Here is a 12163-nt window from a genome sequence, read left to right on the forward strand (position 1 = left end):
GGACCGCACACGCGGACGGACCCAACGCGCGGACGGGCCGAACGCGCGGACGGGCCGAACGCGCGGACGGGCCGAACGAGCGCGGGCCCGACGCGCGGGCGGGCCCCGGTGGGCGCACGCCCGCCGCGCGGGGCAAGCCACGACGCTCGCACGCCCACGAGCGGGCGCCCCTGCGACGCACGGGCGGACCGCACACGCGGACGGACCGCACACGCGGGCGGGCCGAACGAGCACGGGCCCGACGCGCGGGCGGGCGCGCCGGTGCCCGGCAGGGTCGTCAGAGGATGGCGTCCAGGGCGTCCAGGTCCTCGTCGGTGGGCTGCCAGGTGCCGGCTTCGGCGTTGGCCTTCACCTGCTCGGGAGTGGTCGCGCCGGCGATCACCGACGTCACGGCGGGACGGGCCGCGAGACCGCCGATGGCCACCTGGAGCATGCTGATCCCGCGCTCGGCCGCGTACGCCTCGATGGCCTCGATGACGTCCCAGCGCGCGGCGGCCAGCCGCTCGGCGTACCGGCCGCCACCGGCCAGGCGGCTGCCCGCCGGGGGCGCCTCGCCCCGCTTGTACTTGCCGGTGAGCAGCCCGTTGGCGAGCGGGAAGAACGGCAGCATCCCGAGGCCGAACCGCTCGCAGGCCGGGATCACCTCGTCCTCCACCCCGCGCTCCACCAGCGAGTAGTGGTTCTGCGCGGAGATGAACCGGGTACGCCCCTGCGAGGACGCGGTCCAGTCGGCGTCGGCGATCTGCCACCCGGCGAAGTTGGAGTTGCCCAGGTAGCGCACCTTGCCGGCGGTCACCAGGTCGTCCAGCGCGGCGAGCGTCTCGTCGATCGGGGTGCCCGGGTCGGGCTCGTGCATCTGGTACAGGTCGATGTGGTCGGTGCCGAGCCGGCGCAGCGACGCCTCGACCGCACGGGCGATGTAGCGGCGGGCGCCCCGGGCGCCGTGGTCCGGCCCGTTCGCGCCGTGCATGTCCATGCCGAACTTGGTGGCCACCACCACGTCGTCGCGTCGGCCCTTGAGCGCCTGGCCGAGCACTTCCTCGGAAGCGCCCTGCGGCTCACCGTAGATGTCGGCGGTGTCGAAGAAGTTGATCCCGGCGTCGAGCGCGGCGTCCACCACCGCCCGGGTCCCGTCGAGGTCGAGTTTGCGGCCGAAGTTGTTGCAGCCGATGCCGACCACTGACACCACGAGCCCGGAGTCGCCCAGCCGGCGATAAGTCATCTCACTCACGAGATCCACCCTATGCCCGCTCCCCGGGTGTCACCCGAAGAGCGGGAGCACCTCGGCGGCCAGCACCCGGGCGTCGCCGATCGTCGCCGCCAGTTCCGCAGGGGTACGCCCCACCGCGCCCAGCAGCGCCTGCGCCCGCTCGGCGAAGTCCGGCGGCGCACCCGGCAGGCGCCCGGCGGAGGCGATCATGCCCTTCTCGTTCACCAGCCACCGTCCGGTCCGCCCGTGCAGCGCGTGGACCAGCACCCCGACCACCCGGAACAGGCAGCCGGCCACGTAGCCGGAGTCACCTCCGGCCGCGCCCTTGGCCGCGCCGTCGAGCAGCAGCCCGGCCTCCCAGCCACCGGCCACCAGCGCGGCGCCGAGCGCGGGCGGATAGTCGACGGTCTCGGCCCGCAGCGCCGTCAGCTCGCCGGTCGGGTCGCCGAGCACCCGTCCGAGCGCCACCTCCCCGGCGTACGCGTGCGAGTAGAAGCCGAGCGGATGACCGGCCTGCACCTCGACCGTGTAGCGGCCGGCCCGGCAGTCCGCCCAGACCCGGTGCACCCGGTCCAGGTCGCGGTAGATCCAGTCCACCGCCACGCCGCCGACGCGCAGCCAGCCGCCCCCGTCGACCCACGGCCCCCAGCCACCGGGGGCGGTGAGGTCCACCGGCCCGTCGGCGATCGAGGCGGCCACCACGCGCAGCCCGGCGAGGTCGGGCGTACCCCGGTAGTAGAGGCCCAGGTCCCAGTCGGAGTCGGGCCGGTGGTCGCCGCGGGCGCGGCTGCCGCCGAGCGCCACCGCTACCACGCCGTCCACCGCGCACAGCCGGTCGGCCAGGTCCTGGTCGATCACCCCACGTCCCAGACCGGCTCCGGCGTCTCCACCACGTCGCCGTCGCCCCGGAACAGCACGAACCGGTCGAAGGTACGGGTGAACCACCGGTCGTGTGTCACCGCGACCACCGTCCCGTCGAACGCGGTCAGCCCGGCCTCCAGGGCCTCGGCCGAGGCCAGGTCGAGGTTGTCGGTGGGCTCGTCCAGCAGCAGCAGCGTCGCCCCGGACAGCTCCAGCAGCAGCACCAGGAACCGCGCCTGCTGCCCGCCGGAGAGCGTGCCGAACCGCTGGTCGCCCTGGCCGGCCAGCTCGTACCGGGACAGCGCCGCCATGGCGGCGTGCCGGTCCATGCCGGCCCGGTGGTCGTCGCCGCGCCACAGCACCTCGACCAGCGTCTTCGCCATCAGCTCCGGCCGGTCGTGGGTCTGCGAGAAGTGCCCGGGCCGCACGCGCGCGCCGAGCCGGACCGCGCCGCCGTGGGCGACCGGTGCGAGCGCGGCGGCGCCGTCCACAGGCGTGTTTCCCGGTTCCGGGTCGGTGCCGCCGCAGGCCAGCAGGCGCAGGAAGTGCGACTTGCCGGTGCCGTTCGCGCCGAGCACCGCGACCCGGTCGCCGTACCAGAGTTCCAGGTCGAACGGGTACGTCAGGCCGTCCAGCTCCAACTGCTCGGCGATCACCGCGCGCTTGCCGGTCCGCCCGCCGGTCAGGCGCATCCGGATGTCCTGGTCCTTCGGGGGTACGGGCGGCGGCCCGGCCTCCTCGAACTTGCGCAACCGGGTCTGCGCGGCCTGGTAGCGGGAGGCCATCCCGTCGTTGTACGCGGCCTTCTGCTTGTACATCAGCATCAGCTCGCGCAGCTTCTGGTGCTCCTCGTCCCAGCGTTTGCGCAGCTCGTCGAGGCGGGCGTGCCGGGCCACCCGGGCGTCGTGCCAGCTCGCGAAGCCGCCCGGGTGCACCCAGGCGCTGCCGCCCTCGACGGCCACCACCCGGTCGGCGGTCTGGGCCAGCAGTTCCCGGTCGTGCGAGACGTAGAGCACGGACTTGCCCGACTCGCGCAGGCGCGCCTCCAGCCAGCGTTTGCCGGGTACGTCGAGGAAGTTGTCCGGCTCGTCGAGCAGCAGCACCTCGTCCGGGCCGCGCAGCAGCAACTCCAGCGCGAAGCGCTTCTGCTGGCCGCCGGACAGCGTGCGCACCGGCCGGTCCCGGGCGCTGTCCCAGGGCAGGTCCAGCACGATGGTGGCGACGGTGTCGAACAGGACTTCGGCGTCGTACCCGCCGGTCTCACCCCAGGCGGCGAGCGCGTCCGCGTACGCGAGCTGGGCCTTGGCGGCGGCGGAGCTGTACTTGCCGCGGACCTCGGCCGCCCGCATGGCCGCCTCGGTCTCGGCGAGCCGCAGCCCGGCGTCGCGCAGCGCCGGTGGGGCGAGCGACAGGGCCAGGTCGGCGAGTGTGGACTCGTCGCCGATCATGCCGATGAACTGCCGCATCACGCCCAGCCCACCGGAGCGGGCGATCGCGCCGGTCTTCACCGGCAGGTCGCCGGCGACCATTCGCAGCAGCGTGGTCTTGCCGGCGCCGTTCGGGCCGACCAGCGCCACCTTCGCGCCCTCGCCGACCCGGAACGACACGTCGCCGAACAGCTCACGTCCGTCCGGGAGGATGTGCCCGACCCCTGCCACGTCCACGTATCCCACGCGGGCATCCTGCCCGAGCCGGGTCGGTGGACGACACCGGATTACCGGGTGACCCGCAGCACCCGGTAGCCCTTCTGGCTGGCGTGCCGCTCGACGGACCAGCCCTGCTCGACCAGCCAGCGGTGCAGCGAGTCGCCGCCGAGGTGCCGGGCGACGACCAGCCAGGCCACGCCGTCCGGGGCGAGCCGGGGCAGCCAGCGCAGCAGCAGGCCGTGCAGTTCCCCCTTGCCGATGTGGATCGGCGGGTTGGACCAGATCTGGGTGAAGGTGACGTCGTCCGGCAGTTCGTCGGGTGCGACGGCGCGTACCCGGCCGGCGGCGCCGACCCGGGCCGCGTTGGCGGTGGTGAGGGCGCGGGCACGCTCGTTGACGTCCACCGCCCAGACGGTGGCCTCCGGCGCGACGGCGGCCAGGACGCAGGTGATCGGGCCGAAGCCGCAACCGATGTCGAGCAGCGCGCCGGTGACGTCGGCGGCCGGCAGTTCGGCCTTGCGCAGCAGCACGGCGGTGCCCGGGTCGAGCCGGTCGGCGGAGAAGACGCCGCCGGCCGAGGCGAGCGTGTAGTCGCGTCCGGCGACTGTGAACTCGACCTCGCGCGGGCGGGCCGGGGTCGAGGGCTCAGCGGTGAAGTAGTGGTCGCCGGTCACGCAGGCATTCTCGCACCGGGCCGGAGCGGTTCCGGCGACGGTGTCACGGGCGGGGTCGCACGCCACTCCGCCAGATTTTCCCGATATTACCCCTGAAAGGGACAATCAGCCCTACTCTATGCCACATGGTGTACCGGTACGAGTCCGATGAGGACGCCTTCCTGGAGTACCCGAAGCCCGGGTCGGCCCCGAACGGGCCCGCAGCCAAGACGCCCCCGCCCGCGGGTCCGTCACGCTCCCGCTTCCCCACCCCGTCGCTGCCCCCGCCGCCGCGGCCCACCGCCCGACCGGCGCTGCCACCGGCCGGTGCGGCCGAGCAGGCCGACCCCGACGGGCAGGTGGTGGCGGACGACGCCCGCGCACCCGTTCCGGCACCACCGGCACCGGCGCCCACACCCGGGCGGCCCGCGCCACCACGCGAACCCTCCCCGGTGCCGCAGCCCGCGCCGCCGATGCCGGCACCGGTACCGGCGGCGACGAACCGGCCGACGGTCCCGATCCCGGCCAGCCCGGCCGCCCGCGCCGCCGACGTCTCCGAGCTGCCCCGGACCCGGCGCGCCGAACGCCGTGGCGGCGGCCGGTTCTGGCAGACGCTCGTCGGCAGCGCCGCCGTACTGCTCCTGCTCTCGCTCACCGGTCTCGCAGTCGCGGCCCTGCTCGACGAACGCACCGTCACGCCGCCGGCCGGCCAGCCGACCCCGCAGCCGACCGAGTCGAGCGCCCCGTCCGGCGGCACCGACCTGGACTCCCGGGACACCGACCAGGCGTCACTCACCGCCAAGGAGGTCTTCCCGGCCAAGGATCTCGTGGTCACCGACGGGAAGCCGGCCTACCGGGTGCTCAAGACCCAGGCCAGCACGAAGTGCCAGGTCGCGGCCACCGGCGAGATCGCCGACCTGCTGGTCCGGCTCGGCTGCAACCAGGTCGTGCGGGGCACGCTCCGCTCCCCCGACGGCGACCACCTGATCACCGCCGGTCTGCTCAACCTCACCGACGTGGCCACCGCCCAGCGGGTACGCGACCGCATCCGGCCGCTGCTCGACGCGCGACAGGGACGGTTCCGTGGCATGGCCGCGGGCGACGACACCGAGGCGGTGGAGCGGGCCGCGGCCCGGGTCGCCTGGCAGGTACGCGGACACTACGTCGCCTTCTGCCTGGTCACCCGCGCCGACGGGGAACGCATCGGGAGCGACGACGCGACCGCCCGCGAGATCATGTACGACCTGGTCGAGCTGCACCTCAACCAAGGTGTGCTGGACCGCCGCGCGGCCTCCGGAACGGCCGGGCAGCCCGACGCGGACTCGGCCGAGGACAGCGCCGGTCAGCGGGGCACGGACTGAACCCGGGTCAGCCCTCGGCCACCGGCACCCGCAACCGGCGGGTCTCCTCGGCTCGGCGGGCGTACTCGGCCGGGTCGGCCGGGTAGCCCACCTCGACCAGGGCGAGACCGTGCGCGGGCGCGACAGTCACCTCGCTGGAGCGTTCACGCCGGGTCAGCAGGCCGGCCGGCCACTGGACCGGCCGCCGCCCGTCACCGGCCACCAGCATCGCCCCGACCAGGCTGCGCACCATGTTCTGGCAGAACGCGTCGGCCTGCACGGTGGCGACCAGGATCCCGTCCGGGTCGCGCCGCCAGTCCAGCCGGGTCACCTCGCGCAACGTGGTCGCGTTCTCCTTGCGCCGGCAGTACGCGGCGAAGTCGTGCTCGCCCACCAGCCCGGCGGCGGAGGCGTTGAGGGCCGCCAGGTCCAGCGGCTTGGGCCAGGCCAGCGTGTCCCGACGGCGCAGCGGCTCGGCGCCCCACGGTGCGTCGGTGACCCGGTACTCGTAGCGCCGGAACGTGGCCGAGAACCGGGCGTCGAAGTCGGCCGGCACCTCGGTCATCGCGCGGACCCGCGCGTCAGGTGGCAGGAGCCGGGCCAGCCGGCGCAGCAACCGCCCCTCGTGCTCCCGCCACACCGCCGTCGGCAGGTCGAGGTGGCAGACCTGCCCGGTGGCGTGCACCCCGGCGTCGGTACGCCCGGCCACCGTCAGACCGGTCGCCGTGCCCGCGCCGAGCACCAGATCCAGCGTCTGCACGAGCACGCCCGCCACGGTGCGCCGGGTCGGCTGGGGCGCCCAGCCGGAGAAGTCGGTGCCGTCGTACGAGACGTCCAGCCGCAGCCGGGTCCGCTCGTCCACCTCGTACCTCCTGTCGACGGCGACGGGCCCGGCACCCCCGAGGGGATACCGGGCCCGGTCGGGCCTGATCTCAGGCCTTGTCGTTCTCGGTGGCCTCGTCGCTGTCCTCGCGGGCGGCGGCGGTGTCACCCGACGCGGAGACCGGCGCCTCGGCGTCCTGGTCGGCGTCGCTGGAGCGCGGCGTCTCCTCGGCCGGGGCCAGGGCCTCGACCTTGTCCTGCTGCGCGGCCTTGCGGGCGGCGGTCTTCTTGTTCGCCTTCGGCTCGGCGACCTGAAGCTCCTCCACCAGCTCGATGATCGCCATCGGAGCGGCGTCACCCTTGCGCGGGCCGGTCTTCACGATCCGGGTGTAGCCACCGTTGCGGTTGGCGTACCGGGGCGCGATCTGGTCGAACAGGGCGTAGACCACGTCCTTGTCCTTGACGACGCCCAGCACCCGGCGGCGCGAGGCGAGGTCGCCGCGCTTGGCCTTGGTGATGAGCTGCTCGGCCAGCGGACGCAGCCGCCGGGCCTTCGTCTCGGTGGTCTGGATCTTGCCGTGCTGGAACAGCGCGGTGGCCAGGTTGGCCAGCATCAGCCGCTCGTGCGCGGGGCTGCCGCCGAGGCGGGGGCCCTTGGTGGGCGTGGGCATGCTTGGTGCTCCTCAGGTGTGGCGGCAGCGCGGACTAGAGCTGCTCGGTCTCGCGGTAGTCGTCGGTGTCGTAGTCGGCCTCGCCGAAGGCGTCCACGACGTGCGCCGGGTCGAAGTTCGGAGCCGAGTCCTTCAGCCCCAGGCCCATCCCGGCGAGCTTCATCTTGACCTCGTCGATCGACTTCTGACCGAAGTTGCGGATGTCGAGGAGGTCGGCCTCGGTACGCCCGATGAGCTCACCAACGGAGTTGATGCCCTCGCGCTTGAGGCAGTTGTAGGAGCGGACGGTGAGGTCCAGCTCCTCGATCGGCAGGGCCAGGTCCGCCGCCAGCTGGGCGTCCTGCGGGGACGGCCCGATGTCGATGCCCTCGGCGGTCTCGTCCAGCTCCCGGGCCAGCCCGAACAGCTCCACCAGCGTCGAGCCGGCCGAGGCCAGCGCGGTACGCGGGCCCATCGACGGCTTGGTCTCGACGTCGATGATCAGCCGGTCGAAGTCGGTCCGCTGCTCGACACGGGTCGCCTCGACCCGGTACGTCACCTTGAGCACCGGCGAGTAGATCGAGTCGACCGGGATCCGGCCGATCTCGGCGCCCGCCTGCTTGTTCTGCGCCGCCGTGACGTAGCCGCGGCCCCGCTCGACGGTCAGCTCCATGTCGAGCCGGCCCTTGCCGTTGAGGGTGGCGAGCTTCAGGTCCGGGTTGTGCACCGAGACACCGGCCGGGGGCTGGATGTCACCGGCGGTCACGTCGCCCGGGCCCTGCTTGCGCAGGTACATGCTGACCGGCTCGTCGTGCTCGGAGCTGACGCACAGCTCCTTGATGTTCATGACGAGCTCGACCACGTCCTCCTTGACACCGGGGATCGTGGTGAACTCGTGCAGCACACCGTCGATCTTGATCGAGGTGACCGCCGCACCCGGGATCGACGACAGCAGCGTACGCCGCAGCGAGTTGCCCAGCGTGTAGCCGAAGCCGGGCTCCAGCGGCTCGATGGTGAACCGGGAGCGGGTCTCGTTGATCGACTCTTCGGAGAGAGACGGTCGCTGGCTGATGAGCATCTTTTCTCTTCTCTTCCGGGGCGCCCGCTATTTGACGCCCACGACACAACTGTTCCGGTGGCCCGCCCCGGAGGACGGGCCACCGCAACGAGCCCTTACTTGGAGTAGAGCTCGACGATCAGCTGCTCCTGGACCTGGGTGTCGATCACCTGGCGGGCCGGGAGCGAGTGCACGAGGATCTTCAGCTGGCTCGGGATCGCCTCCAGCCACGCCGGAACGGTCCGCGAGCCGGCCTCACCCTGCGCCACGAGGAACGGGGTGAGCTCCTTGCTCTTGGCACGCACCTCGACGATGTCGTGCTCCTTGACGCGGTACGACGGGATGTCGACCTTCTTGCCGTTCACCGTGAAGTGGCCGTGCTTGACCAGCTGACGGGCCATGTCCCGGGACTTGGCGTAGCCGGCCCGGTAGACCACGTTGTCCAGCCGCGACTCGAGGATCTGCAGCAGAACCTCACCGGTCTTGGCTTCCTTGCTCACGGCCTCTTCGTAGTAGCCGCGGAACTGCTTCTCCAGCACGCCGTAGACACGGCGGGCCTTCTGCTTCTCACGGAGCTGGAGCAGGTACTCCGTCTCCTTCGTGCGGCCGCGGCCGTGCTGCCCGGGCGGGAACGGCCGGGACTCGAACGGGCACTTCGGACCATCGCACTTGCTGCCCTTGAGGAACAGCTTCATCTTCTCCCGCCGGCAACGGCGGCAGTCAGCACCGGTGTAACGAGCCATCTCTCTCTAACCTCTCAGACCCGGCGACGCTTCGGCGGACGGCACCCGTTGTGCGGCTGCGGCGTGACGTCGGAGATCTGCCCGACCTCGAGGCCCACGGCCTGCAGCGAACGGATGGCGGTCTCCCGGCCGGAGCCGGGGCCCTTGACGAACACGTCGACCTTGCGCATGCCGTGCTCCATCGCGCGGCGCGCGGCGGCCTCGGCGGCGAGCTGCGCGGCGAACGGAGTCGACTTGCGAGAGCCCTTGAAGCCGACCTGGCCGGAGGAGGCCCAGGAGATGACCGCACCGGTCGGGTCCGTGATGGACACGATGGTGTTGTTGAAGGTGCTCTTGATGTGCGCCTGCCCGTGGGCGACGTTCTTGCGTTCCTTGCGCCGGACCTTCTTGACGGCGGCTCCGGCACGAGCCTTCGGTGGCATAAGTCTGTGCGCTCCTAGTTACTTCTTGCCGGGCTTCTTCTTGCCGGCCACGGTCCGCTTCGGGCCCTTCCGGGTCCGCGCGTTGGTCTTGGTGCGCTGGCCACGCACGGGCAGACCGCGACGGTGCCGGATACCGGCGTAGCAGCCGATCTCGACCTTGCGGCGGATGTCAGCGGCGACCTCGCGGCGCAGGTCGCCTTCAACCTTGTAGTTGCCCTCGATGTGGTTCCGGAGCTCGACGAGCTCCTCGTCCGTGAGGTCGCGAACGCGCTTGTCCGGCGAGATGCCGGTTGCGGCGAGCGTCTCCAGGGCGCGGGTGCGACCGACCCCGAAGATGTAGGTGAGCGCGATCTCCATCCGCTTCTCGCGGGGGAGATCCACGCCGACTAGACGTGCCATGTGCGGGCGTACTCCTCGTGATGTTGTGGCGGAGGTGTGGACCCGTCCCACCCCGCTACCGGCCGTCCCTGTCCTTCCGGCGTCAAGAACGCCGGCGACCGGGATCGGTCGCTGCCCGAGCGGGCCCCGGCCTCCGACCGGGGGTCAACCACGAGGGGGTACGCGCTGCGCACCCGACCGCGGCTGGGACGAGCTGGTGATGTGTGGGGCGTCAGCCCTGGCGCTGCTTGTGGCGCGGGTCGGTGCAGATGACCATGACCCGGCCGTGCCGGCGGATCACCCGGCACTTGTTGCAGATCCTCTTGACGCTCGGCTTGACCTTCACGGTTGCCTTACTTCCCATCTGGCCCGGAGCCGCGACGGAGCGCGATCCGGACGTCGAAGACGGACACGGGTCTCCCGGCCGTCGTCAGGCTTACTTGTAGCGGTAGACGATGCGCCCGCGGGTCAGGTCGTACGGCGAGAGTTCGACGACGACCCGGTCCTCCGGCAGGATGCGGATGTAGTGCTGCCGCATCTTGCCGCTGATGTGAGCGAGCACCTTGTGGCCGTTCGCGAGCTCCACCCGGAACATGGCGTTCGGCAGGGGCTCGATGACCCGACCCTCGATCTCGATGGCTCCGTCTTTTTTCGGCATGTCCTCCGCTGTCCTGACGTCGGTTACTCCGGACGGCCCACAACGTCTTACACGGGTGAACTGATCAAGATCAGGAAACCCGCGCCAGCCGCGGCTCCGACTCCCACCGAAGCGCAGGGTGGGCATGGCGGAGTGGACGCTGTGCGCCGATCCGAAAGTGTACGCCGACCCGCACGTGCTCGCCAAACCGACCGGCGCGACAATCACCCGGACGGCTCGGATATGACGCAGTTCACGTCTCCGGCAGCTCCCGCTTCGCCCGCCGGCGGGCCTCCCGCTCGACCTGCTTGCGCCGCCGCCGCTCGGCGTCCTTCTCCGGCGCCCCGGCGGCCAGCCCCTGGATGGTCTGGTAGAGCACCACCGCACCCCACGGGCCGAGCACCCAGATCGGCCAGTAGTCGTCGACCTCGAACTCACCCTCACCCAGCTGCGACACGAACCAGATCGAGGTGAGGATCAGGGCCACCTTCAGCCAGGGCCCCCAGACCCCCAGCAGCCAGGCGTTACGCGCACTCACGGCCGACTGCCCCCGGGCGGCCGCGCCGCTCTCCCCGGTCGCGCGCGGAGCCGGCAGGGAACGCTCGGCCGGCGCGGTGCCGGGCAGGTCGGTCAGCAGCTCGTCCAGCTCGCCGTAGGTCTTCGACCCGTACGCCCGGCGCAGCCGGTCGTCGTACTCGTCCAGGTCGAGCCGGCCCTCGGCCAGCGCCGTCCGAAGCCGCTCCGCGGTGGCCTCCCGGTCCGCGTCGGCCGCCCGCATCCGGCTGCGCTCATCCATGGCAACCAGCATGGCACCCGATCGCCACGGCGGCGCGGCGTGCCGGTCATCGGAGCGGCGGAGGCCGGCGATCAGGCGGCCGGGGAGTCGACCGGCGTCTGCCGCGCGGTCACCAGGTCGCCCAGCCGGGCCCGTCCGCCGTCCTCGGCGGTCAGCACCCACACGCCGTCGTCCAGCAGCGCCATCGAGTGCTCGACGTGCACCGCCATCGACCCGTCCCGGGTCACCACGGTCCAGCCGTCGGCCAGCTCGACCGTACGCGGCGAGCCCATCGTGATCATCGGCTCGATGGCGAGCGCCAGACCCGGCACCAGGCGCGGCCCCTTGCCGGGACGCCCGTGGTTGAGCACGTGGGGGTCCTGGTGCATCTCGGTGCCGATGCCGTGGCCGCCGTAGCCGTCGACGATGCCGTACCGGCCGCCCCGCCGGACCGCGGTCTCGACGGCGTGGGAGATGTCGGTGAGCCGGCCCTTGCCGGAGGCCGCCCCGCGCGCCGCGGCGGCGATCCCGGCCCACATGGCGTCCTCGGCCACCGCCGTCATCTTCAGCAGGGCCGGGTCGACGTCGCCGACCGGCACCGTGACCGCCGCGTCGCCGTGCCAGCCGTCCAGCACCGCGCCGCAGTCGATGGAGATCAGGTCGCCCTCGCGCAGCACCTGCTCGGGCGACGGGATGGCGTGCACCACCTGCCGGTTGACCGAGGAGCAGATCGACGCCGGGAAGCCGTGGTAGCCCTTGAACGACGGCACGGCGCCCGCCTCGCGGATGGTCGACTCGGCGATCGCGTCCAGGTCGGCCGTCGACACGCCCGGAGCCACCGCCTCCCGCATCCGGCGCAGGGCACGGGCGACGACCAGACCGGCGGCCCGCATCAGCTCGATCTGCTCGGGGGTCTTCAGCTGGATGTCCAGCTGGGGACGGCGCATGGTGGTGGTTCCCTTTCGTCGC

General features: G+C 72.5%; 15 protein-coding genes. 1 reads left to right on the forward strand and 14 read right to left on the reverse strand.

The annotated features are described in order from the left end of the window. Nucleotides 1–277: 277 nt before the first annotated feature. Genes KSK32_RS07515 through KSK32_RS07530 form a run of 4 tightly spaced genes read right to left on the reverse strand, consistent with a single transcriptional unit; the run spans nt 278 to nt 4391 of the window. A complete protein-coding gene (locus KSK32_RS07515; protein ID WP_216929815.1) occupies nt 278–1240 on the reverse strand; it encodes an aldo/keto reductase in 963 nt (320 codons plus the stop codon). Nucleotides 1241–1261: 21 nt separating this feature from the next. Then, nucleotides 1262–2068: a nucleotidyltransferase family protein gene (locus tag KSK32_RS07520; RefSeq protein ID WP_216929816.1), complete on the reverse strand. Its 807-nt coding sequence runs from the start codon at nt 2066–2068 to the stop codon at nt 1262–1264. Continuing rightward, on the reverse strand, nt 2065–3744 hold the full coding sequence (locus KSK32_RS07525) for an ABC-F family ATP-binding cassette domain-containing protein (protein WP_216929818.1): 1680 nt from the start codon (nt 3742–3744) through the stop codon (nt 2065–2067). Before KSK32_RS07525 ends, KSK32_RS07520 begins: the two co-directional genes overlap by 4 nt. 41 nt (nt 3745–3785) lie before the next feature. Continuing rightward, entirely contained in the window at nt 3786–4391 is a 606-nt protein-coding gene (locus KSK32_RS07530; RefSeq protein WP_216929820.1) for a class I SAM-dependent methyltransferase, read from the reverse strand. Nucleotides 4392–4516: 125 nt separating this feature from the next. On the opposite strand from KSK32_RS07530, the gene KSK32_RS34355 reads away from it, so the two are divergent. Further along, nucleotides 4517–5731, forward strand: a complete 1215-nt coding sequence (locus tag KSK32_RS34355) for a hypothetical protein (RefSeq protein WP_289256513.1) — start codon at nt 4517–4519, stop codon at nt 5729–5731. 7 nt (nt 5732–5738) lie between these two features. Here the strand turns inward: KSK32_RS34355 and truA are convergent, their stop codons facing one another. The 10 genes from truA to map form a co-directional block, all read right to left on the reverse strand. After that, entirely contained in the window at nt 5739–6572 is an 834-nt protein-coding gene (truA, locus tag KSK32_RS07540) for a tRNA pseudouridine(38-40) synthase TruA (protein WP_216929822.1), read from the reverse strand. 70 nt (nt 6573–6642) lie between these two features. Further along, nucleotides 6643–7203 carry a 50S ribosomal protein L17 gene (gene rplQ / locus KSK32_RS07545; RefSeq protein WP_018784567.1) on the reverse strand — a complete coding sequence of 187 codons (561 nt, stop codon included), beginning with the start codon at nt 7201–7203 and terminating at the stop codon, nt 6643–6645. A gap of 34 nt (nt 7204–7237) precedes the next feature. Next, a complete protein-coding gene (locus tag KSK32_RS07550) occupies nt 7238–8260 on the reverse strand; it encodes a DNA-directed RNA polymerase subunit alpha (protein ID WP_007073009.1) in 1023 nt (340 codons plus the stop codon). 95 nt (nt 8261–8355) lie between these two features. Next, on the reverse strand, nt 8356–8982 hold the full coding sequence (rpsD, locus tag KSK32_RS07555; protein ID WP_018784565.1) for a 30S ribosomal protein S4: 627 nt from the start codon (nt 8980–8982) through the stop codon (nt 8356–8358). A gap of 14 nt (nt 8983–8996) precedes the next feature. After that, complete coding sequence (gene rpsK, locus KSK32_RS07560) at nt 8997–9404, reverse strand: 30S ribosomal protein S11 (protein WP_013288613.1); 408 nt, start codon at nt 9402–9404, stop codon at nt 8997–8999. 18 nt (nt 9405–9422) lie between these two features. Then, a complete protein-coding gene (gene rpsM / locus KSK32_RS07565) occupies nt 9423–9803 on the reverse strand; it encodes a 30S ribosomal protein S13 (RefSeq protein ID WP_013288614.1) in 381 nt (126 codons plus the stop codon). 211 nt (nt 9804–10014) lie between these two features. Further along, a complete protein-coding gene (gene rpmJ, locus KSK32_RS07570; protein WP_012184307.1) occupies nt 10015–10128 on the reverse strand; it encodes a 50S ribosomal protein L36 in 114 nt (37 codons plus the stop codon). 90 nt (nt 10129–10218) lie between these two features. Further along, complete coding sequence (gene infA / locus KSK32_RS07575) at nt 10219–10440, reverse strand: translation initiation factor IF-1 (RefSeq protein WP_007073013.1); 222 nt, start codon at nt 10438–10440, stop codon at nt 10219–10221. A 232-nt stretch (nt 10441–10672) separates the two neighbouring features. Then, a complete protein-coding gene (locus KSK32_RS07580) occupies nt 10673–11197 on the reverse strand; it encodes a DUF1707 domain-containing protein (protein ID WP_216935885.1) in 525 nt (174 codons plus the stop codon). Nucleotides 11198–11286: 89 nt separating this feature from the next. Next, a complete protein-coding gene (map, locus tag KSK32_RS07585) occupies nt 11287–12141 on the reverse strand; it encodes a type I methionyl aminopeptidase (RefSeq protein ID WP_216929824.1) in 855 nt (284 codons plus the stop codon). Between the last annotated feature and the right edge of the window lie 22 nt (nt 12142–12163).

This window comes from Micromonospora sp. WMMB482 (assembly GCF_019038635.1).
GTDB classification, from domain to species: Bacteria; Actinomycetota; Actinomycetes; order Mycobacteriales; family Micromonosporaceae; genus Micromonospora; species Micromonospora marina.